This window comes from Rhodococcus sp. NPDC078407 (assembly GCF_044542515.1).
In the GTDB taxonomy this organism is placed as follows: Bacteria; Actinomycetota; Actinomycetes; order Mycobacteriales; family Mycobacteriaceae; genus Rhodococcoides.
In genome coordinates this window covers 70,058-90,051 of the sequence record NZ_JBITUQ010000022.1, presented here as the reverse complement: position 1 = coordinate 90,051, position 19,994 = coordinate 70,058, and the positions used below count along the sequence as shown (strand labels likewise).

Sequence of the window (19,994 nt, the reverse complement as noted above, 5' to 3'; positions counted from 1 at the left end):
CCGGCTCGCGACGTGGAACGGCGGGTCTGGTGGCCGGACCGTCGGACATACAGGACAGTGCGAATTCCGACATCATCATGTTTTCCGATAGATGGATTCGCCACATCCGTTCTCGAACGCACTCCACATCGAAAGGCACATTCATGCTCTTCACACGTAGTCTCCCGACCGCCGGTCGGGTGCTGGCCGTCGTAGTGGCCTCGGTGGTCGTGCTCGCAGCAGGCTGCTCGCGACCTGCCACCGAAGCAGCTGCGACCGCTGATCTGGTTCGCATTTCGGTCGGTGTCGATCCGTCGTACGCACCGATCTTTCTCGCCGACAGTGAGGGGATGTTCGAGGCCGCAGGTCTCGATGTCGAGGTTATTCAGACCGAGGGCGGGGCAGCCGGCGCGCAAAACGTGGTGGCAGGAACGTCGGAGCTGTCCGGAAATGCCGACTCCACCGCGTTGACCGTCATGGCCGCGAACCCGAGTCTTCGAGCCCTCGGGGTTTTCCAGGATTCGGATCGCTACTTCCAAGTGGTCCTTCGGGACGGAATCTCACCGGCGAACATCAAGACCATGGGAGTGTTTCCCGGTATCGGTTTGTACTTCACCGACTTGTACCTTCGGAGCCTGGGGATGGATCCAGCCGCAGTGACTCTGGTGACCACGAGCCCGCCGGAGCAGCCGGCCCTGCTGGCGCGCGGTGACATCGACGGCTTCATCTCGTTCGACCCGTGGGTGGCACAGGCGGAAGATGCCGGCTCGACAGTCGTGGCCACGACCGGTGACTTCGGTGCGAAGTATTCGCAGTGGATCATCGCGTCCGAGGGATGGCTCGCGGCCAACGAGGAACTCGCTGGAAAAGTGTTCTCGGTCATTGCCGAGGCATCTGCCATCGTGAACGCAGATCCGGCTCGTGCAGCGAGGGCGGTGTCCTCGGAAATCCAGATGGATGCCGTCGAAGCGCAGGATCGGGTGTCGCAGATCGACTTCGGTGGTCGAGACTTCACCGACGCCGACGTCCAGCAAGCGCAGAACCTGGTCGACTTCTTCACGGCACAGGGCAAGCTGGCCGGGCCGGTCGATCCGTCGACGGTGTTGCTGAGTGGGTGGGTCGCTCAGCACGGAGGCTGACGGCGATACCGGAGCGCCGGCACGCAGGCCATTCCCCCTACGCTCTTACTCGATCATCGATCGTCGATGTGTAACTGCTGGGGGATACGTGCCATACGAGATCGACAACGGTGATCGCACGGTTGCGTCGGTTGCTGTTCTGACAGTGACCGGTGCGGTCGGGCTGGTGCTCGCATGGCTGCAGGTCCTACTCATCCGTCAGCATCTCGCGGTGGGGTTGTGGATCATCGCTGTGGCGGTCGTCGCGATCGTTCTCGTCCGCTCGCGCATCGGCGGAAAGCTCGCGGTGGTGGGGACAACGCTAGGTGCATCCGTCGTCGTCGCGCAGATCGTCTGGTTGACAACGGCCAACCACCCGCTGGGGGTGATCTGTTCGATCGTGGCGATCGCATCGGGACTGACCTCGCTCGTGGCGGCATGGTCGTGTCGATCCACCGACCGATGGCACCGGGCTCGGCGTTCGGTGAAAGTTGCGACTGCGCTCTCGGTCGGCTGCGCCGGTGTGGCCGCGGTGTCGATATCGGCGCTGATGGTCACCGTGGCGGCGAGTCCGGCACCGATCGTGCGAACACTGCAGCAACTCGGCGACAGCAATTCGTTCGAGCCCGGCGCACCGTCGATCACGACGGTCGTCGCCGGGGCAGAATTGACCAGAAACGTCGAATACGGGTCCACGCTTCCTAACTCGTTCCTCGACATCTACATCGCCGACGACGATTCCTCGGTGCGTCGGCCCACGTACGTCGAGGTTCACGGCGGGGGATGGATCGGTGGGGACAAGGCGGCCGGTGATCCTGACGCTTCGACGGGCAGTCCGTACTTTGCCGCGGGATCGGGTCCCGCTCTCGATGCCGGTTACAACCTGGTATCCGTGAACTACGCGTTCGCACCGGAATACCGCTTCCCCACGCAGACAATCCAACTGGGCGAGGCGCTCCAGTTCTTGACTGCGAACTCGGACCGATACGGTCTGGACATGAGCCGGGTGGTGCTCGCCGGTAACAGTGCCGGCGGCCAGATCGTGGGCAGCTACGCCAACGTACAGACCAATCCCGAATATGCCCGCAAGATGGGTATCGAACCCACGATGGATCGAGATGCGTTGAAGGCCATCGTGTTCGACAGCGCCGTTCTCGATGTCGGCAGAGCAGGCACGCCGCAAACTCCGAGTCCGTCGAACGGCTTCGGCTACGAGCTGGGTGCGCGTAGCTACCTGGACACCACCGATGCACAGTCGTTGGCGCTGGCGAACGTCATCGACCACGCCACATCCGACTTCCCGCCCAGCTTCTTCGCCGACGGCAACACCGGCACCTTTCCGGATCAGGCGGCCGAGTTGAGTGCCACATTGAGCCGAGTGCGCGTCGAGAATCGCCTGAACCTGTACAGCAAGAAGGAGGCGACACTCGACCACGCATTCATGGTGACGGGCTCACGATGGACCGAAGAGTACAACCGGTCGAAATTCGAGTTTCTTCGCGACGTCGTCTGATCCACTCCGAACCGTCGAGCAGGACATCACGCGTCGTACGCGAAATAGTGCAATTCGGCATCCTGGCGCTTTTCGTACAACGCCGTGTATGCCTTCGCGATGACGTTCGGTTCTGCCTCGGGATGGCCTCCCCCGATAAGGGCAGTGATACCGAGGTGGGCAACGTAGACGCCCTTGGGTGCGAGTGCGTTGTGCAGGTTGAGCACCCAGTTCCGAAGGCCCGCGGCGGCGATGTTGATGTTTCCCAGGAACGGCATCGGACTGATCGATCCACCACCGGTGGTGACGAGAATGGTCCCGGTGCCGGCGGCGACCATGTCCGGAATCACGTCGCCGATGGCGCGGAGCGCTCCGCCTATGTAGAAGTCGATCTGCGGCTGCAGGTTCTCCGGGGTCACGTCGAGGACGTCGACGGGAACCAGGCCCGAGTCCGCGGGGGAGAATTCCAATACGTCGATCGGTCCGAGTTCGGACTTGATCCGACCGAGGGCGGCGGTGATCGTGTCGGGCCGACTCACATCAGCGGCGAAGCCTCGCGCTGAGAATCCTTCACCGGTCAGCGTGTCGGCGAGAGCATCGAGCTTGGCCTGAGTACGCGACACGAGGGCGATGTCGAAGCCTTTGCGGCCGAAAGCGCGAGCGATGTCCAGACCGAGGCCTGGACCGGCTCCGATGATGGCGATGAGAGGCATGATGAATCCTTTCGCGAACCGCCGAGTAGGCGGTGCAAGCGCGTGATGGGTTAAGTTGAGGAAGGCCTCAGGTAACTTCTACTCTAACTTGAGGTCATACTCAACATCTAGGAGTTGGCATGGTCCCCGACAAGGTCCTTCGGCGAGACGCTCAGGCGAACCTGGACAAGCTCCATGCGGCAGCCCTGCGAGTGTTCGCCGAGCACGGGTTGGGGGCACCACTCGAGGACATTGCTCGGGAAGCGGGCGTGAGTATCGGGACGCTGTACAACCGCGTCGGATCACGCGAGGCCCTCATCGACGCCGTCGTTCCCGCCGTCGCGGGCGAGAAGCTCAAGTCCCTCACCGAGCACACGCTGGCTCAGGCATCGCCCCGTGCGAGATTGCAGACGTTCGTCGCCGGCATGATCGACCTTCAACTGAGCGACCCGGTGCTGAACGACGCCATGCTCCGACGATTCCCGAACGCGACTGCGCTGATCAACGCCTGCGAGCGCTCGACGGAATTGGGCGCAGGGCTCGTCGAGGAAGCGCACTCCGCCGGAGTGCTCTCGACGTCGTTCACAGCGGACGACCTCATGGCGATGTTGTGGATGGCAGGGACCGCAAGCCGCGACGAAGCGGCCCCGCCGGGCTGGCGTCGCGTGGTCGATCGCGGTCTCACCGCAGCCTGGACGACGCCGCCCGACCAGGCGCTGTAGGCGGCCTCGAGCGTCGGTATCAGCTCGGCCCGAAGCGCTCCGTACGAATGTTCCCAGCCGAGTGACCCCGCGCCACCAACATGTCCGCCACCGTGTCGACGAAACTCGTGGGGCCACAGATGTAGCATCGCGGCTCGAATTCCGCCGGCCATCCGTGAGCGTCTATGTCGTCCAATGTGATCCGGCCGAGGGGCCGCGCATTGCCTGCCGGCGCACGGCGCGTGTGGATCATCGTGACGTCCACGCCGGCGGGAGGGTGCGCCCATTCGTCCGCGAAGTAGATCTCCGCGGGTTCGCGGACGGAATAGAGCACCCGGAAGGGCACCCGTCCGCCGCTCGCCGACGCCTGCGCACGAACCATCGCGCGCAGCGGGACGATGCCGGAACCGCCACCCACCAACAGGATCGGCGGAGACGGGGTCTCGGAGGGCGCGGACGGCCGCCAGACGAACCATCGCCCCACCGGTCCTCGGAGTTCGATGCGATCGCCGACCTCGACCGACTCGACCAGGTAGGGCGATACCTCTCCGTCTGCGACGTTCTGCACCGCGATCTCGATGCGCGACGTGCCGTCGGGTGCCGACGCCAAGGAGTAGCTTCGCTGCGCGCTGTAGCTGTCCTCGGCGGTGAGCTTGACGTCCACGTGTTGGCCGGCGAGATGACCGGGCCATCCGTCCACGTCCAGAACAAGAGTGGACGCGGTGGGTGTCTCGCGCCGCACGGCCGACACCGTGGCAACGAGCCAGGGTTTTGCACCGGCTGTCACACTCACGTCAGTCGCCCTGGTAGCGCTGCTCGCGCCACGGATCTCCGTAGTCGTGATACCCGCCGCGTTCCCAGAAGCCTTGTTCGTTCTCGACCGTCAACTCGATGCGCGAGACCCATTTCGCCGACTTCCAGAAATACAGGTGCGGAACCAGAAGCCGTGCGGGACCACCGTGTTCGCGGGCCAGCGGAGCGCCGTCGAACTCGGTGACCAGCCAGGCCTTGCCGTCCCTGAGGTCCTCCAGGGGAAGGTTGGTGGTGTAGCCGTCGAAGCCGTGCACCACGACGTATCCGGCGTCGGTATCGAGACCGTCCAGCAGAACGTCCAGGCTCACCCCGCGCCACGTGGTGTCGAGCTTCGACCACTTGGTGACGCAGTGGATGTCGACGGTCGGAGTCTCGTGCGGCAGCGCCGCGAGTTCGTCCCAGGTCCAGCTGCGAGTCTCGCCCCGTTCGGTGGTGATCGAAAACGACCACGTGTCGGTCGCGACGACGGGTGCGGGCCCGATTGCCAGGACGGGAAAGTCCTTGGTCAGATACTGACCGGGGGGAGTGCGCCCGTCGTCGCCGCGTCGGCGGCCCACGAAACCCTTCGAGATCAATGCCATGGTGGCAAATTGTGCGCTCGTTGCCGCAGGTCTGACAAGTCGGGGCCGCGACGATGTCGACTCTCGTATTCTTTCGACGGCAATGCATCGAGGAGGAGCCGTGACCATAAAACTGGTGAATGTCGGTATCGCCGCCCGCGATATCGACGCCACGAGCGCATTTTTCACGGAACTCGGCCTCACCGTGGTCGGGCGGGAGACGGCTCGAGGGGAGTGGGCCGACATCGCCGTCGGCTCGACGACTCGATCGCGGTTGCAGCTCGTCACGGCTATTACCCGCTGCGCGGTGTGGCGAACTATGAAGGCGTATACAAGCTCACCTACCTGCGCGGTCCGCGCGGAATAATCCTGATGCTGGCGCAATCGCTCACGGCGGAAGGCAGCACCACCACGTGAGCCTTCACCCTTGGGACTGCGAGACGAGATGACACCCGTCATCGGCGTCGTGCTACTCGTGTGCCTGATCCTGTACGTGGTGCCGCGCACCGCATTTCTGGGTGCCGTTCTGCTGACCGGATATCTGGGTGGTGCCGTCCTCACCAATTGGCGGGTCGACAAGCCGCTGTTCAGTACGGTCTTGTTTGCGGTCTACGTTGGAATCCTTGCGTGGGGTGCGTTGTATCTGCGGGATCCGAAGGTGCGTCAGGTCATGCCGATCGCGCGGTAGAGACCTGTTCGGTTCAGGTCGGGTTGCCGGAGTCGTCGCACGGGACCGGATGACCGTCGTCGATGAACTGCAGCGTCACGCTCATCTCGGTGGGTTGGATACTGCCCGACCAATCCGAGTAGGGGTGGTCGAGAAATGCGACCACAACCAGGGCGGAAGCCACGAGCGCTGACACGAATGCGATCGGAACGGCTTGTACCACGGCGGATTCGCGGCGATCCGCCTGTACGCACATGTACGAGAGAATTGCCGACGCTCCGATTCCCAGAACGATCCACAGTGGAAAAGGAACCGACGGTGTCGCTTCGGCCAACCGATCGCGGCGGCGTCGCGGCGCTCGGCTTGCTGGTCGAACCACTGGGAGTATGCCGCTTCCTGCGAGGCACCTTCCGGTGTGGTGGCCGCAAAGCCTTCGGCCATGGTGTCGACCCAGTGGTTGACAGCGGGGGACGTTTCGCTCCTCGTCATCGCGGGCCACTCGTCCGCGACGACCGCCCGGCTGTAGCAGATGAGGCCACCGTGCAACCGTTCTCCGTCGTGTCCCTCGAGGACATCGGCCACATTGTGCAGCTCGGTCACGGCTACGGCTTCGACGCTCGCTCCGTTGCTCGCACGCTGATAACTCTGCAGCGCAAAGAAAATGGTGAAGGCCAACAGGACGGAGAACATCGTGCCGATGACCGTCAGCGCACCGGCCGCCCGAGTGCTGTCGATGAACCAACCGGGGTCCGGTGCCCGGGTACGCGCAGCAAGTTTCGCCGTCACGGCCACAACCACGACGAGGACGACGATCAAACCCAGTATCCAGCTCGACACCGGGCAACTGTAAGTGACTGCGCGACACTGCGACGGGTAATTCGCGTACTGGCATTTGCGTGGAAAAACGCAGCTCCCCGAAGGTCAATGTGCCTCGCCAGGTAACCGCACGTCCTAAGGTTGGGCCAGAGCACGCCAGATCGACCGAGTGAACGCCAGAGATAATGGACAGCAGTCGAATCCGATCACGTCGACCTAGGAGTCGCATCACTCGATGAACAAATCCGTACTCGGCGTGGTGATTGCTACCGCCCTTCTGCTGACCGGATGTACCGACTCCGATACCGCATCAGCTCCAGAATCGGTGCCCTATCCCGACGGCCCGGTCACGATGACGGCCGGAGCAGATTCTGGCAGTGGCTTCGACCTCACCATCCGGTCGGTCGTCGACGCCCTCCAGAAGGAAAAGATCGTCGAAACAGCTCTCCCGGTGCAGAATCGACCCGGCGGTAGCGGAGCCGACTATCTTGCGACGATGGTCGACGACCATCGCGGCGCGAGCGATCAGCTTGCGGTGACGTCGTTGTCGATGATGGTGAATCAGGTCAGCGGAGTGTCCGAACACGGCTACGACGACGTCACGATGATTGCCCGCCTGATGAGCGAGTACTACGTCGTCGTGACGCGTCCGGGTGGTCCTTTTCCCGACCTCCGCGCAGTTCTCGCGGCGATAGCGTCGGACCCATCGAATGTGGTGGTCGGCGCGGCCTACGACGACGAGTTGCCCTTCGGCCTCCTGGTCTCGGCGGCCGGCGGTGACCCGTCCGCGGTCCGCTACGTCACCCAGGAAGGTGGCCGCGCACAGAGCGCGGCACTTCTCGGCGGCGAGATCGACGTGGCCATCGGTGGCGTCAGCGAATTCGTCGACGAACTGTCGGCCGGGAACCTCACGGGGATCGGCGTTCTCGCCGTTGACAGGATCCCCGGTGTCGGGGTCCCGACGGCGAAGGAACTGGGATTGGATGTGACACTGGCCAATTGGCGGGGAATCTACGGGCCACGGGACATGCCTGTCGAGGCCGTCGAGTTTTGGCAGAAGGCGCTGGGCACCATGGTGCAGACACCCACCTGGAAGCAAACAGCGGTGCGCAGCAAGTTCACGACGACCTTCATGATCGGCGACGAGTTCGATGCCTTCCTGGCCGATACTCAGAAGGATGTGGAAACCGGACTGGCTCCACGCTGACCGAATCCTGCGGTACCTCCCAGCCCACGTAGGACAGCGCTCAGGGGTGTGGTGTCAGGCCCGACGTGACCGGACCTTCCAGCACCGAGCCGTCGGCTGCGAATCGAGAGCCGTGCAACGGGCAGTCCCAGGACTTTTCGGCGTCGTTCCAGGCCACGATCCCGCCGAGGTGCGGGCACACCGCCGACACTCGGTGGGTGACACCGTCGACGGTGCAGACAGCCTTGGGTGTGATGCCGGGCTCCACGTGGCCTTGCCCCTCGGCCAGTGGCGCTTTCGTACCCAGGGTGACCGGCTTTGCCCATCCCTTGGTCATGTTGAGTCCGACGTTGACATTGATGCGGATCGCGTCGACGATGCCGGTGAGTTGGCGAAGATTCCAACTGTCGTACGCGCCGGCCCAGTCGGTTCGACCACCGAATGCCCGTTGGGCGAGGACGAGTGCCGATGCCGCGGCGTTGGTCATTCCCCATTTGTCGTAGCCGGTAGCAACCCAGATGCGGTCGTCACCGGGCAGTAGTGGTCCGGCGTAGGGCAACGCGTCGATCGATCCGTAGTCCTGCGCGGACCACCTGTGTTGCCGTCGAGCTCCGGGGAAGTATGTCGCGGTCCATTCGTCGAGGTCGTTCACCTGAGCCTGCGGGGAGGACTCGCGGCCGACGACGTGGTCGTTGCCACCGACGAGCAGTAGATCGCCGTTCGGTGTCGGCGCGTACCGAATCGATCGGCTGGGGGAGTCGGCCGACAGGTACATCCCGCGGGGGACGTCGCCATCGATCTCGTACGCGGCGGCATAGGAACGCATCGGTTCCATTCGCGCGAAGAACGCACCACGGTCGAGAATGGGTGTTCCGGTGGCCAACACGATTCGCGATCCGCGGAGTGAACCCTGCTCCGTCTCGACCTCGACGTGGCGGATTCGTCGTCTCACCCCCAGAGCCCGAATCCCTTCGGTGATGTCGGCTCCTGCACTCGAGGCATCCTCGGCGAGGGCGATGACGGCGTCCATCGGATCGAACTGGGCTTGGTCCGGTACGGACACGGCACCGGCGACCTCGAAGGGGAGTTCGGTGTCGGTGCCGTACGACGCGTTCAGCCCGGCACCGAGTGCGACGCGCAGTTCGTCGCGAACGGCGGTGAGACCGGACTTGGTCGTGGCGTAGGTGTACGCCGTTTCGCGTTGGACGGCGATATCTCGCTGTGCGCAGTATTCGAGCAGCCATTGCTGCCCGGCAGTATTGCCTTGCACGTACCGACGCACCTGCTGCTGCGAATGTTTCGACGCTATCGACGACAGTTTCGTACCCTGAAGAACACTGATCTTGGCCGTCGTATTGCCCGTTGTCACAGCACCGATGGTGCGTGCTTCGAGCACCGCGACGCGGTCGCCGGCTCGCGCGAACAGCAGTGCGGTGATCAAACCTGTGAGTCCGGCACCGATGACGACGGTGTCGTATTTCCGTGCGAAATCGATCGCGCGGTAGGGCCGGTGGGCGGGTCGGTCGAGCCAGAGCGAGTTGGGCGGCATACGAACGGGTTCCCGCCTTCGTTGTCGCGAAACCCGGAGGGATCAGATGGGTGCGCGCCGTCGTCAGGGGACGATGTCGATCGGCGGACGCGCAAGCGCGACGCTGTTGCGGCCGTTGCGTTTCGCGCGATACAGAGCCTCGTCGGCGGCGGCGAGTGTTCGGTGGAACAGGTCGAGGGCGGAGCCCGGACCCACCTGCGGCAGAGCGGCCCCGATGCTGACGGTGATCGGTATGTCGTCTCCGGCGCTGTGGACGGCTCGTCGCAGTCGCTCGGCGAATTCGCCGAGTGTCGGCGTCGGATCCGGAACGAGCACGACGAATTCGTCGCCGCCCAGCCGTGAGACCGTCGCGTGCCGGCCGGCGCTCATGGTCAATCTCATCGCCGTCAGCCTCAACGCGACGTCACCCGCGGAGTGTCCGTGGTTGTCGTTGACGGTTTTGAAGTGGTCGATATCGATCAGAAGCAAAGCCGGGTGGCCGTCGGCGGTACCGGCTGCCCTGGCTTCGAGTCCCCGCCGATTCAGTACTCCGGTCAAAGGGTCGGTCATCGCGTCGGACAGGTGAATTCGGGAGGACCGCAACACCGCCCGTGAGAACGCCGAGAGCAGTGTGACGGCACCGTTGATCACCATGACGGCCACCACGACTCGGAGGACGACCGATACGGTGTCAGTCGAGGTTGTCGACAGTGCCGACGACCCGAGTACGAGTACATAGACCGTGCTCCAGACGACATGGAACCAGAGCACTGTCGGCCGAGCGAAGTGCGCAGCGTAAGAACCCACCAATGCCAGAAGCATCGAACCATGGAGCGCTGCAAGCGGATCGGAGTAGGTAGCCGTCACAGCGGTGACCCCGAGTTCGCAATACACGACGAACCAATTGTTGACCGGTGCGCGGCGGGACCACCGATCCATCCCGAATTCGGCTCTGCTCATGATTCGTGCAACGGGGATCGTGCTGACACACACGGCGTAGGTCAGCACGGTGCCGAATCCTTCGGTGGGACCGTCCTGTGTGAACGTGGTCGAGACGCCGAGAAGGCCGAACAACAGTGTCTGAACCACAACCCCGGTCCGCAGCAACGGGTCAGGTGTCCGGTCAGGCGTCCGTGGACCAACCGGTCTGTCGGTGGGCCCACGTTCTACCGGCATTTTCCGGTGTCTACCCACCGACACCGTCTCGGGCCATGTCCGAGCGCCAGCGCAGGCTGGCTCGGATCGCGTCACCGGCACGCTGCCGGTCCGAGGAAACGACCAGGCCGGCACCCGTCACCGACGATCGTGTACTGCGGGCCGACTCCGTCAAAGCCATCCACGTCGTGTCGTCATTCTCGCCGAAACACGTTCGTAGCAGCCATAGTTCAGAGCTCATCGAGCCGTCCGTCATGGTGATCCAATCCTGGAACTACGGGGTGCATCGTACGCGCGGTCAGGCGGAGGGGGCAGTGCGTACCTGCAGCGGCACGCACTCGGCGAGGAACGCCAGTTGATCGCGGATCACCGAGGAGAACAGCGGCTCCACGTATGGGTCGAAATGACCGCCCACATAGGTTCGGACCGTGGCTCCGCGAACTTTGGCTGCGGCGCGTTGGGCGACGGACGCCGGGGTCACCGAATCCTCGGACGCAATCTGCACCAGAGTGGGGCAGTCGATCCTCGACATCGTTCTGCCGGGGGAGTAGCGCCAGATCTTCAGAAGTATTCGTGCAGCAACGGTTTCGGGGTAGTCGCCGTCGGACAGCCCGGACTCGAGAACGAGACGGTCGCGCCCCTTCATTGCATCGGGGGTGACCATCACAGCGCGTGAGCCGGGCAGTCCGATGCTGTCGACGTAGCGAGGCGATCGTCCCAGGACAGCGCGGATGCTGTCGGAGAGGGCAGCCGGTGCCAGCCGCACGGCTTGTCTCAATCCGGTCGCGCGGACGGCAGCAAGGCCGTCGATGTGGGGCACCTGGGCGATGACCGCGGCAAACCCGATGCCGCTGCCCGCCAGGGTCAGTACGTGGCCACCGGCAAAAGATGTCCCCCACGCGACAATTCGGTTCTCGTCGACGCCGTCCAGCGAGCGGGCGAAGTCGACAGCGTTTCTCCAGTCGACGAGCTGCGCGCTCACGTCCAGCAGCTGGCGCGGTTCGCCCTCGCTGTCCCCGAAGAATCGGTAGTCGAAGACGCACACCACGTAACCGGCCGCGACGAAACGCTCCGCGTAGGCGTACAGGCGCATGGCCCGGGGACTGCCGAACCCGTGGGCCATGACAATGACCGGCAGCGCGTCGGAGGCCGGGCTACGTGGCCGAAAGACCGTAGCAGCGCAGCGAACTCCGATCGAGTCGAATGACGTCTCGGTACGGCTGAAACCGGTGTGATCGTCGGCGATCATGCGATTGTTCCTCTGTTCGGCAAAGACCGTATGGATCGAAATTCGTTACTTGAAGGGATTGAACGTTCTGCCGAGGTAGTACCCGATACGAGTTGGAATCGGCTTGGCCGCAACAGCAGTCACTTTGTTGACCAGTCCGGGCACGCACACCGGTGTGCCGTTCTCGACCGCGCGCCATCCTTCGCGAACGACGTCCTCGGGGTTCTGCCACAGCATCGCCGGAAGTTTCGAAACCGCAGCTTCCCTGGTCCCCATGACGTCGTGGAACTCGCTGTGGGTGAAACCCGGGCAGAGAGCTGTCACATGGATACCGTGCGGACGCAACTCCATGTCCAGTGATTGCGACATGTCCAGTACGTAGGATTTGATGCCGGTGTACAGCAGGCTGGCCGCGGGTGGAAGCAGAGCCGCCAACGACGAGAGATTGACGATGCGGCCGTATCCTCGCGCCTTCATGCCGGGCACCGTGAGGTGAGCAAGTTCGGTCACTGCGGTGACCATCACCTGTATCTCCGCGGCCAGCGATTCGAAGGGTGCGTCCGCGAACGTCGAATTTCCCGACATCCCCGCGTTGTTGATCAGAATGTCGATGTCCAGACCCAGGGACCCCGTGCGTTCCATGATCGCGCGTGGTGCCTGTCTGTCGGCCAGGTCTGCCGCCACCACGTCGCACCGCACTCGGTGCCGGGTGGCGAGCTCGTCTGCCAGGGCGGTCAAGCGATCCTCGCGACGGGCAACGAGAACGAGGTCGTGTCCTTCGGCGGCGAGGTGGCGGGCGAAGGCAGCGCCGATTCCCGCCGATGCGCCGGTGATCAGGGCTGTACGTCCGGTGTTCGACATCTGCCAGTTCTCCTTCTCTTGAACGGTCATCAAGAACGGTAGCAGTGTCTTGAATGGCATTCAAGATAAACTGAGCACATGCCCAGGAATCGCGGACTGCACGACAGGGAGAGCAAGCGCGACGACATCGTCGCGGCCGCCCGTGAGATGTTCGTGTCCGACGGTTTCGATCGTGCATCGATCAGCCGATTGGCGAAAGCCGTCGGAATCACCCCGAACACGGTGTACTGGTACTTCGATGACAAGGACGACATCCTGGTCGCGGTACTGACCGCCATTGCAGCCGAGGACGCGGCGGATTACCCGACTGTCGCGGATCGACCGCTGGCCGAGCGTCTGATCTGGCTGGTGGAGCGGCTGCACAGTGTTGGCCCTCTGGTGTCGACGGTGCACGACCGTGTTGCCTCGTCAGCAGCAATTGCAGAATGGCACAACGGTTTCCACCACTTCGCCGAATCGTTGTTCGTCGCCGACATCGAGAAGGCAGGCCTTTACGGATCCGAGGCCGATGCCATGCTGCGCATCGGGACGTTCGTCGTGGAGGGACTGCTCACGCACACTCCATCGCCGGAGGTCGCACGGGCTGTGATCGATCGACTGGTCGACTCCATATCGCCGGCCTAGGGTATGGGTGCCGATCGATGATGTCGGGCGTCACGACGTCCTCGAACGTCGGTCGTCACTTACTGTCGGCCACTTCGTAGGAACAGGCTGTCACCCATTGTTTCGTCGACGGCGAGGATCGTGACGTCGATATCGGTGTCCTCGGCCGGGTCGTCGGTGGTGGGTCCGACGTAGACACAGATCCCGGTCTGAACGTCGAGTCTGACGGTGACCGGCGGCCCCGGGACCCAGTGATCGACCTCGAAGTCGAAGTGCCCACTGAGCAGTGGGCAGCATTCACACCGAGCGCCGTAGTCCTCGGTGGTGCGCACTGTTGCCTCCCAGGCGCGGCGACCACCATGCTCGACGACCGTCACCCCGGATATCTCGGTGCTCATCACCGTGGACGAACGATCGTGCGCCGAACGCGTGAGCTCGATGGGATTGAGCATCGCAGTCCACTGATAGTTCTCGTAAAACGGATCGTCCCAGTCAACCAGCCACGAATCGGTTGCCGACGGCAGCTCGGACACCAGCCCTTCTTCGTCCAGTACCGGACTCGTATTCGACGGCCACCTCGCACTCGGCTGGGGGCCGTCCCCGTTCGAGTACACGGTCATCGTTCCCGCGAAAGGGGCTTCTGCGCAGATCGATTCGACGATCTTGCCGGCACTCGTTTCCACTCGCAGGGACCCGGGACGGCGAATCCATGCGTGTACCGGCGACGTATGACGAGCGGGCACGAACTCGAACTCGACGGTTGTCCAACGCCACGGCGACGACTGTGCCAAGCGGCGAAACTGCAGGGCGGACGGGGATGCGATCACAGCGATGATCTTCTCAGCAGCGTCCAGTGAATTTCGGTGTGTTCACCGTCCGAGGACGACGTCCACGTCTTTCAGTGGACGTCGATCTCACCGGTTCGACGGATCAGCTCTTCGGATCCTCTTCTGTCGGCGGGTGCGGCACATTCTCCTCGTCCACGTGAGCACCCTCGACTGCGTCGGCCTCGGAGGTGTGTTCCCGGGGGCCGTCGTTACTGCCGTGGGACGGTACGGCTTCGCTGGCATCGCTCGGCATCGTCATGGAATCTCCTGTGGGTCGAGGCGGAGGGCCGCCTGTGGATGGACCTTGTGGGAGTGCCCCGCCGACCGTAGAACTACACCCGGCCGGCGTTTCGATATCAGTCGACGGGTCCGCTGAACGCACCGATGTAACTCGCGGGACGCGTGGCACCGTCTTGACGCTGCACGCCGACGGTGGCGGGGAAGGGAAGTGTCATCACCGTGGTATCCCCGGGAGCGGTGGTCAGGCAAGTGGTGACGGTGCACGGCACGGACCCGGAGTTGGTGTAGCGCAAAGGAACCGTGATCTGAACATTGCTCGGCGAGATGTCCCCGAGAGTGGGCGTGATCTCCGCCGCGGTGCAGGGCGCGTTCACGCTGTCGACCGAACTGCCCGGGTTGTCTTCGCCCGTCGACTCTCCACTGCCTGTCGTACCTCCATCGGCGGGCGCGCCCGGATCAGACTGTTGCGCAGTCGATGTCGGCGGTCGACGCGGCCTCGGACGGTCCCGTCTTCGCGGTGGTACATCCGGTCAGCGCGATCAGGCCGGTTGTTCCGAGGACTGAAACCGTTCCGATTCTGTTCACTGGTGCCTCCTGCTGCTCGGCATGTCCGATCCTTTCTCAGGGAATCTGGACCGTACCCGTCGTCCTGTCGGTGGTGTGTGGCCCGTTGGTGGTGAGCGTGTACTCGACGGCTCCGTGTCCCGAAAAGGTCTTCAGGCCGTAGTTCACCAGTCCGCTGGTGACAGGGATGTCGTCCGAACCTGTTCTTCCGGTGGCCAGTTCCTTCCAGCTGAGCGTGGCCGAGAGGTTGCACGGGCCGATGCCGAGGTACTGCACGTCCGGTCCGACGATCACGTAGCTGTTCGCTTCTGCACCGGGTTGGACCGACACGTCGATCTTGGCGGCACAGAAGCCCGCCTGAGGCAGGCTGTACGTCTCGAGAGTCAGCGGTGTCGGAAGCGGAGCGGCCGATCCGGTGCCAACGGCAACCGAGGTTGCCGCCGCTGCAGTCAGTGCCAGAATGGTCGAGACTCGTCGAACAGTGTTGTGCACCATATGAACTCCTTGGCGAGTAGTGTCCCCGTCGAACAACGGGAGATGGGTAGCGGAACCACGGACCCTTACTTCGCCTAACGGTAGCATCAAAACTGAGTACTGCAAGGTTTAGTGATCCGGCAGGGATGTCAGCCCTGTGTGAAGGCCGGGCGCTACCGGTCCAGACCGAGCAGCAGGGTGGTGAGCCGACGCATGCGCCCCGCCACGTCGATGCTGGGATCTGCGATCCACTGCAACTGCAACCCCTCGGCGAGTGCGGCGAGGGATTCGACGGCGTCGACATCGGCATCGGGTGCAAGGCGAGAGATCACAGTGACGACAGCGGCGCGGTGCTCCGCCATGAAAGCGTGCGCGGGGTGGGTGGGATCTGCTGCCGCAGCGGACATATCGACAAACAACTTCGTCAATCCGGGAGTCCTGGTCGTCTCGGCCAGGTAGGCATTCTGGCCGTCAGCAGTACCGAGATCGTGCAGCGACGCAGCGGCCTCGTCACGGCGACGAAGAATCGCGACGAACAGCTCGTCCTTCGATCCGAAGTGGTGGAGGACGCCCGCTTCGGTCACCCCGGCTGCGTCGGCGATGTCTCGTAGGCGCGGACCGAGTCGGTCGCTCGTCGCGTAGGCCTTCAGCGCGGCTTCCAGGATGGCCGATCTGCGGGCGACCCCTTTGGGAGATCGTCGGCGAGCTGCTACCGGGTCAGTGCCATCGGTCATCGGTCCGGGGTCAACGCGTCGGCGAGCATGTGCATCGCTGCGGTCGTGGACAGCGCACGCACACTCGCCCGATCGCCCGGGAGATGGAGGGTTCGGGTGACCGTGGGTCGATCGACGACGGCAATCGCGAAGCAGACGGTGCCGACCGGTTTGAGTTCGGTGCCACCTCCTGGGCCGGCGACTCCGCTGGTGGATACCGCGATGTCGACGCCCAGTCGTTCGATGGCTCCTTCTGCCATCAGGGCCGCAACCGTCTCGCTGACGGCTCCGTGTTGCTCGATGGTGTCGGCGGGAACGTCGAGTAGGCCCGTCTTCGCCTCGTTCGCGTACGACACAACTGCACCGATGACGTAGGCCGACGAGCCGGAGCGGTCGGTGAGGCGGGCGGCGATCATGCCTCCGGTGCACGATTCTGCGGTGGCAATTCTTCTGCCGGACAGGCGGTCCGCCACGATGTCGTCGATGGTGGAACCGTCGGTCGAGAAAACATGCGCGCCATGGTGTTTCTGAATGAGATCCACGAGATCGAAGTATGTGGGGGCCGCGGTTTTCTCGTAGCGAGTCACCATTTCCAGTTCTCCGAGACTGAGGCAGGTGGTGATCTCCAAGTGTTCGAACCCATGAATTTCGTCTTCTGCCGTCCGCAACGTGGCAGCAAGGTCTGCCTCGGAGAGTCGATACCCGCGAATGGTGTCCTGACGGATCTGCGCACGTCGCGTCAGAACTTGAGCAACGGGAGCGCTGTCCAGAGCCTGCGGCCACATCGCCTGCAGTTCGCGAGGCGGGCCTGGCAGTATCAGAATGGCCGGCAGCATTCCGGACTCGGTTGCCGCAATCGCCACGCCGGGGGCAGTGCCGGTCGGTGAAATGGACTGTGCACCTTCCGGAACCATCGCCTGCTTACGAATTCCCGCTTTCAACGGTTCCGAGTCGACAGCCGAGCTCATTCGGCTTCGCCAGCGCTCGACGATCTCGGAGATTTGTTTTTCGAGTTGGACGTCGAGGCTCAGCTCGCGGCCGTACAGAGCCGCGACGGTTGCCACGGTGAGATCGTCCGCGGTCGGCCCCAGGCCACCGGTGGTGACGATCAGATCGAGGCGTTGATCGGCGAGAAATCGTAGTTGTGCCGTCAGATCATCGGGTCGGTCGCCGCAGATGGTGATGTGTGCGACGTCGACGCCGAGTTCCAGGAGTTGTTGGGCGACCCAGGGGCCGTTTCGGTCGGTGACCCGGCCGGCCAGAACCTCGGTTCCCGTGACCACCACACTCGCTCGCACAGTCATCCTCCGACCATACTGTGCTTCGAGGCAGGCGCTGTTGAATTGTCAGGGCTCGACTGCGATGGTCGACCTCGTTCGATCACATTTCTGGGACGGGAGCATCGGTGGCCGACATGGACTCACCACGACAGCCGGACACCTCACCTGCCGCGCCCGCCCGAACGGCGCTGTCCGTCGTCGGACCGGGTGTTGCTGTGGTTGCGATCGTCTTGCTGGCCTTCGATCTGCGTCTGGTGTTCGGGAGCGCGTCGGCAGTCCTCACCGAGATTCGACTGACCTACGACCTCGGTTCCGGTTCGGCTGCGTTGCTGACCACCGGCCCGGTCCTGTGCCTGGGTGTGTTCGCCGTCGCCGCCACTCGCGCAGTACGGCGATGGTCGGTACCCGCCGTGCTGGTGGGGTGCCTGTTGCTGGTGGTCGTCGGTACCGTACTGCGGGGCGCGCCCTGGTGGTCGGTACTCGTCTTCGGAACTCTGCTGGCCGGAATGGGTATCGCGGTTGCCAACGTCCTCGGTCCGGTACTGATTCGCTTACTCTTTCCGCATCGAATCGGGCTGATGACGGGCTTGTTCACCGCATTGGTCAGTGCCAGTGCGGGCATTGCCTCCGGTGCCACCGTCCCGCTCGATGCTGCCGTATTCCACAGTTGGCGAACGACTCTCGCAGCATGGGCGATTCCGTCCGTCCTTGCGGTGGTGGCCATGGCCGTACTGGCACTGCGTTATCGCCGCGTCTCGCGCGCGACCAGCACGTCGGCCCCGTCCGCGCCTCAGTGGCAGGCCGGTGTTCTGCGATCACCCGTTGCCTGGGCCGTCACCGGATTCATGGGAGTGCAGTCGCTGCTGGCGTATTCGATGATTGCGTGGCTCCCCACGATATACCGAGACCGTGGACTGGCCGCCGAGAGTGCGGGATTGCTACTGACTGCACTGTCGGTGTCGAGCATCGTCACGGCGCTCACCGTCCCCGTCCTCGCCGCCCGACTCCGTCGACAGAGCGGTCTGGCGATTGCAGTCGTCGCACTCTCCGTCGCCGGTTTGATCGGCGTACTGGCCGGCAGTTTCGAATTGGCGATCGTGTGGGCGATCCTTCTCGGACTCGGTCAGGGCGGCCAACTTTCGCTCGCGCTGACGTTGATGAATCTGCGCGCCCCCAACACATCGACGGCAACGAGCCTGTCCGCCATGGCGCAATCGATCGGCTACGTCGTTTCCGCAGCGGGACCCCTGGCGGCGGGTGCGATCCACAGTTCGACCGGCTCGTGGACGGCACCCCTCCTCGCTCTGCTCGTGGTCATGATCGCGCTAGCGCTGTGCGGATGGATCGCCGGGCGAGATGCGCCGGTGACAACGGGTGATCGGACGATCGAATCGACAGGCATTGTGGCCGGCTCATGAGCGCCGCGTCTGGTGACCGATCCCACACCGGTCGACTTCGCGTAGCCTTACCTTATCGTTTACTTTAGGTGTCAACCAATGTTCCGGTAAAGACAATCCCTGGAGTGACCACTCGTGAAGACCATCCGCATACCCAGTCTGATCATCGCGGCCGCAGCGGCGTCGATGCTTGTTTTCGGCGCGTGCAGTACCGACACAACCACGGCCGAGGGGTCCGGCGACACGATTACTGTCGACACCGCCGACGGTGCAGTCCAGGTGCCCGCGAACCCCCAGCGAGTGGTGGCACTGGACAACACATCCTTCGAAACTCTGAAGGCGTTCGGCGTGGAGCCGGTCGCGCTTCCGAAGCCGATCATGCCGTACGAGGGCTTCGAGGAATGGATCGACAACGAGCAGATTCTCGACATCGGAACACACCGCGAGCCGAATCTCGAACTGGTCAGCGAGGCTGCGCCGGATCTCATCATCGGTGGCTATCGGTTCCAGGAATATACGGACGAGCTGGGCCGTATTGCTCCGACAATCGATATTTCACCCACCGATGAGGGCTACGTCGAATCGCTGAAGGCGCAAACATCAGCTCTTGGAGACATATTCGGCAAGCAGGAGCAAGCGTCGCGCATCATCGCCGATCTGGATGCGGCCTCATCCGACGCTGCGGCCCGGACCAACGGTGAAACTGTGTTCCTGGCGAATGTCAGTGGCGGAAAAATCGACAACGGAGCGCAACGGATCGGGCGACTGCTCGAGCCGCTCACCCTGGAGGACGTATTCGCAGGCGAAGCCGGTGACGTGCACGGGGATTCGGGGTTGGCCCCCGAAACCGTCGCGCAGGCGAACCCCGACTGGGCGATCGTGCTGGATCGGGACGCGGCGGCAGGCGAGCCCGGGGCAGCACCGGCCAAGGTTGTCTTCGATGCGCAAGAAGCCTTCGCCAACACAACGTTCACGACCGAGAACCAGATCGTCTATCTCGATCCGTTCTTCTACACCCGTGAGAGCATTCAAGCGTACACGCAGGCGTTTTCGTCGATCTCGGACGCATTCGCGAATGCGTCCTGAGTCACCTGCGAATA

23 protein-coding genes and 2 pseudogenes are annotated in these 19,994 nt (G+C 63.6%); 9 read left to right on the top strand and 16 right to left on the bottom strand.

The genetic code is table 11. The annotated features are described in order from the left end of the window. Positions 1 to 143 precede the first annotated feature (143 nt). Complete coding sequence (locus tag ACIGGF_RS19995) at positions 144 to 1,118, top strand: ABC transporter substrate-binding protein (RefSeq protein WP_222092641.1); 975 nt, start codon at positions 144 to 146, stop codon at positions 1,116 to 1,118. An 88-nt stretch (positions 1,119 to 1,206) separates the two neighbouring features. Next, positions 1,207 to 2,610, top strand: coding sequence for an alpha/beta hydrolase (locus ACIGGF_RS19990; protein WP_397522902.1), 1,404 nt, complete (start codon positions 1,207 to 1,209; stop codon positions 2,608 to 2,610). Positions 2,611 to 2,636: 26 nt separating this feature from the next. Here the strand turns inward: ACIGGF_RS19990 and ACIGGF_RS19985 are convergent, their stop codons facing one another. Then, positions 2,637 to 3,302, bottom strand: a complete 666-nt coding sequence (locus ACIGGF_RS19985; RefSeq protein ID WP_397522901.1) for an SDR family NAD(P)-dependent oxidoreductase — start codon at positions 3,300 to 3,302, stop codon at positions 2,637 to 2,639. A 119-nt stretch (positions 3,303 to 3,421) separates the two neighbouring features. Between ACIGGF_RS19985 and ACIGGF_RS19980 the strand changes: the two genes are divergently transcribed. Continuing rightward, positions 3,422 to 4,003 (top strand): TetR/AcrR family transcriptional regulator, encoded by a 582-nt coding sequence (locus tag ACIGGF_RS19980; protein WP_397522900.1) that lies wholly within the window; start codon positions 3,422 to 3,424, stop codon positions 4,001 to 4,003. A gap of 19 nt (positions 4,004 to 4,022) precedes the next feature. Here the strand turns inward: ACIGGF_RS19980 and ACIGGF_RS19975 are convergent, their stop codons facing one another. Both ACIGGF_RS19975 and ACIGGF_RS19970 read right to left on the bottom strand, forming a co-directional pair. Next, positions 4,023 to 4,775: a ferredoxin reductase gene (locus tag ACIGGF_RS19975; RefSeq protein WP_397522899.1), complete on the bottom strand. Its 753-nt coding sequence runs from the start codon at positions 4,773 to 4,775 to the stop codon at positions 4,023 to 4,025. A gap of 1 nt (position 4,776) precedes the next feature. Continuing rightward, positions 4,777 to 5,376, bottom strand: coding sequence for a sulfite oxidase-like oxidoreductase (locus ACIGGF_RS19970; RefSeq protein ID WP_397522898.1), 600 nt, complete (start codon positions 5,374 to 5,376; stop codon positions 4,777 to 4,779). A 100-nt stretch (positions 5,377 to 5,476) separates the two neighbouring features. On the opposite strand from ACIGGF_RS19970, the pseudogene ACIGGF_RS19965 reads away from it, so the two are divergent. Both ACIGGF_RS19965 and ACIGGF_RS19960 read left to right on the top strand, forming a co-directional pair. Then, positions 5,477 to 5,772: pseudogene (locus ACIGGF_RS19965) on the top strand (hypothetical protein). A gap of 10 nt (positions 5,773 to 5,782) precedes the next feature. Then, positions 5,783 to 6,043 (top strand): annotated as a pseudogene (locus tag ACIGGF_RS19960) (DoxX family protein); the annotation flags it as partial. Positions 6,044 to 6,124: 81 nt separating this feature from the next. Here ACIGGF_RS19960 and ACIGGF_RS19955 read toward each other — a convergent pair. After that, positions 6,125 to 6,859, bottom strand: a complete 735-nt coding sequence (locus tag ACIGGF_RS19955) for a hypothetical protein (protein ID WP_397522897.1) — start codon at positions 6,857 to 6,859, stop codon at positions 6,125 to 6,127. 214 nt (positions 6,860 to 7,073) lie between these two features. Here ACIGGF_RS19955 and ACIGGF_RS19950 point away from each other — a divergent pair, with 214 nt between their 5' ends. Continuing rightward, positions 7,074 to 8,045 carry a tripartite tricarboxylate transporter substrate-binding protein gene (locus ACIGGF_RS19950; protein WP_397522896.1) on the top strand — a complete coding sequence of 324 codons (972 nt, stop codon included), beginning with the start codon at positions 7,074 to 7,076 and terminating at the stop codon, positions 8,043 to 8,045. Between the two features lie 40 nt (positions 8,046 to 8,085). On the opposite strand, the gene ACIGGF_RS19945 is transcribed toward ACIGGF_RS19950, so the two are convergent. The 5 genes from ACIGGF_RS19945 to ACIGGF_RS19925 form a co-directional block, all read right to left on the bottom strand. After that, positions 8,086 to 9,573 (bottom strand): FAD-dependent oxidoreductase, encoded by a 1,488-nt coding sequence (locus tag ACIGGF_RS19945; protein ID WP_397522895.1) that lies wholly within the window; start codon positions 9,571 to 9,573, stop codon positions 8,086 to 8,088. 63 nt (positions 9,574 to 9,636) lie between these two features. Beyond that, the gene (locus ACIGGF_RS19940) at positions 9,637 to 10,641 is read right to left on the bottom strand and encodes a GGDEF domain-containing protein (protein WP_397522894.1); all 1,005 of its coding nucleotides are present in this window, start codon (positions 10,639 to 10,641) and stop codon (positions 9,637 to 9,639) included. Positions 10,642 to 10,738: 97 nt separating this feature from the next. Then, the gene (locus ACIGGF_RS19935; RefSeq protein WP_397522893.1) at positions 10,739 to 10,948 is read right to left on the bottom strand and encodes a hypothetical protein; all 210 of its coding nucleotides are present in this window, start codon (positions 10,946 to 10,948) and stop codon (positions 10,739 to 10,741) included. 57 nt (positions 10,949 to 11,005) lie between these two features. Continuing rightward, the gene (locus ACIGGF_RS19930; protein ID WP_397522892.1) at positions 11,006 to 11,956 is read right to left on the bottom strand and encodes an alpha/beta hydrolase; all 951 of its coding nucleotides are present in this window, start codon (positions 11,954 to 11,956) and stop codon (positions 11,006 to 11,008) included. A gap of 45 nt (positions 11,957 to 12,001) precedes the next feature. Next, positions 12,002 to 12,796: an SDR family NAD(P)-dependent oxidoreductase gene (locus tag ACIGGF_RS19925; protein ID WP_397522911.1), complete on the bottom strand. Its 795-nt coding sequence runs from the start codon at positions 12,794 to 12,796 to the stop codon at positions 12,002 to 12,004. A 78-nt stretch (positions 12,797 to 12,874) separates the two neighbouring features. Here ACIGGF_RS19925 and ACIGGF_RS19920 point away from each other — a divergent pair, with 78 nt between their 5' ends. Next, complete coding sequence (locus ACIGGF_RS19920) at positions 12,875 to 13,420, top strand: TetR/AcrR family transcriptional regulator (protein ID WP_397522891.1); 546 nt, start codon at positions 12,875 to 12,877, stop codon at positions 13,418 to 13,420. 59 nt (positions 13,421 to 13,479) lie between these two features. Here ACIGGF_RS19920 and ACIGGF_RS19915 read toward each other — a convergent pair whose 3' ends face one another. From ACIGGF_RS19915 to ACIGGF_RS19885, 7 genes are all read right to left on the bottom strand, one after another. Beyond that, positions 13,480 to 14,226, bottom strand: coding sequence for a hypothetical protein (locus tag ACIGGF_RS19915; protein ID WP_397522890.1), 747 nt, complete (start codon positions 14,224 to 14,226; stop codon positions 13,480 to 13,482). 103 nt (positions 14,227 to 14,329) lie between these two features. Then, positions 14,330 to 14,485: a hypothetical protein gene (locus tag ACIGGF_RS19910; RefSeq protein WP_222092657.1), complete on the bottom strand. Its 156-nt coding sequence runs from the start codon at positions 14,483 to 14,485 to the stop codon at positions 14,330 to 14,332. 97 nt (positions 14,486 to 14,582) lie between these two features. After that, on the bottom strand, positions 14,583 to 14,840 hold the full coding sequence (locus ACIGGF_RS19905; RefSeq protein ID WP_397522889.1) for a hypothetical protein: 258 nt from the start codon (positions 14,838 to 14,840) through the stop codon (positions 14,583 to 14,585). Positions 14,841 to 14,922: 82 nt separating this feature from the next. Continuing rightward, positions 14,923 to 15,051, bottom strand: a complete 129-nt coding sequence (locus tag ACIGGF_RS19900) for a hypothetical protein (RefSeq protein ID WP_397522888.1) — start codon at positions 15,049 to 15,051, stop codon at positions 14,923 to 14,925. Positions 15,052 to 15,087: 36 nt separating this feature from the next. Further along, the gene (locus ACIGGF_RS19895; protein ID WP_397522887.1) at positions 15,088 to 15,525 is read right to left on the bottom strand and encodes a hypothetical protein; all 438 of its coding nucleotides are present in this window, start codon (positions 15,523 to 15,525) and stop codon (positions 15,088 to 15,090) included. 152 nt (positions 15,526 to 15,677) lie between these two features. After that, the gene (locus ACIGGF_RS19890) at positions 15,678 to 16,238 is read right to left on the bottom strand and encodes a TetR/AcrR family transcriptional regulator (RefSeq protein ID WP_397522886.1); all 561 of its coding nucleotides are present in this window, start codon (positions 16,236 to 16,238) and stop codon (positions 15,678 to 15,680) included. Then, positions 16,235 to 17,521 carry a competence/damage-inducible protein A gene (locus ACIGGF_RS19885; protein WP_397522885.1) on the bottom strand — a complete coding sequence of 429 codons (1,287 nt, stop codon included), beginning with the start codon at positions 17,519 to 17,521 and terminating at the stop codon, positions 16,235 to 16,237. Before ACIGGF_RS19885 ends, ACIGGF_RS19890 begins: the two co-directional genes overlap by 4 nt. Positions 17,522 to 17,631: 110 nt before the next feature. Here ACIGGF_RS19885 and ACIGGF_RS19880 point away from each other — a divergent pair, with 110 nt between their 5' ends. Then, positions 17,632 to 18,915 (top strand): MFS transporter, encoded by a 1,284-nt coding sequence (locus ACIGGF_RS19880; RefSeq protein WP_397522884.1) that lies wholly within the window; start codon positions 17,632 to 17,634, stop codon positions 18,913 to 18,915. Between the two features lie 114 nt (positions 18,916 to 19,029). Continuing rightward, on the top strand, positions 19,030 to 19,980 hold the full coding sequence (locus tag ACIGGF_RS19875) for an ABC transporter substrate-binding protein (RefSeq protein ID WP_397522883.1): 951 nt from the start codon (positions 19,030 to 19,032) through the stop codon (positions 19,978 to 19,980). Positions 19,981 to 19,994: the final 14 nt, after the last annotated feature.

Bases quoted from the DNA above. Each gene is read 5' to 3' on its own strand.
- ACIGGF_RS19930 (WP_397522892.1), bottom strand. From the start codon at position 11,956: ATGATCGCCGACGATCACACCGGTTTCAGCCGTACCGAGACGTCATTC.
- ACIGGF_RS19995 (WP_222092641.1), top strand. From the start codon at position 144: ATGCTCTTCACACGTAGTCTCCCGACCGCCGGTCGGGTGCTGGCCGTC.
- ACIGGF_RS19950 (WP_397522896.1), top strand. From the start codon at position 7,074: ATGAACAAATCCGTACTCGGCGTGGTGATTGCTACCGCCCTTCTGCTG.
- ACIGGF_RS19985 (WP_397522901.1), bottom strand. From the start codon at position 3,302: ATGCCTCTCATCGCCATCATCGGAGCCGGTCCAGGCCTCGGTCTGGAC.
- ACIGGF_RS19910 (WP_222092657.1), bottom strand. From the start codon at position 14,485: ATGACGATGCCGAGCGATGCCAGCGAAGCCGTACCGTCCCACGGCAGT.
- ACIGGF_RS19935 (WP_397522893.1), bottom strand. From the start codon at position 10,948: ATGAGCTCTGAACTATGGCTGCTACGAACGTGTTTCGGCGAGAATGAC.
- ACIGGF_RS19980 (WP_397522900.1), top strand. From the start codon at position 3,422: ATGGTCCCCGACAAGGTCCTTCGGCGAGACGCTCAGGCGAACCTGGAC.
- ACIGGF_RS19920 (WP_397522891.1), top strand. From the start codon at position 12,875: ATGCCCAGGAATCGCGGACTGCACGACAGGGAGAGCAAGCGCGACGAC.
- ACIGGF_RS19890 (WP_397522886.1), bottom strand. From the start codon at position 16,238: ATGACCGATGGCACTGACCCGGTAGCAGCTCGCCGACGATCTCCCAAA.
- ACIGGF_RS19895 (WP_397522887.1), bottom strand. From the start codon at position 15,525: ATGGTGCACAACACTGTTCGACGAGTCTCGACCATTCTGGCACTGACT.
- ACIGGF_RS19885 (WP_397522885.1), bottom strand. From the start codon at position 17,521: ATGACTGTGCGAGCGAGTGTGGTGGTCACGGGAACCGAGGTTCTGGCC.
- ACIGGF_RS19945 (WP_397522895.1), bottom strand. From the start codon at position 9,573: ATGCCGCCCAACTCGCTCTGGCTCGACCGACCCGCCCACCGGCCCTAC.
- ACIGGF_RS19925 (WP_397522911.1), bottom strand. From the start codon at position 12,796: ATGTCGAACACCGGACGTACAGCCCTGATCACCGGCGCATCGGCGGGA.
- ACIGGF_RS19880 (WP_397522884.1), top strand. From the start codon at position 17,632: ATGGACTCACCACGACAGCCGGACACCTCACCTGCCGCGCCCGCCCGA.
- ACIGGF_RS19970 (WP_397522898.1), bottom strand. From the start codon at position 5,376: ATGGCATTGATCTCGAAGGGTTTCGTGGGCCGCCGACGCGGCGACGAC.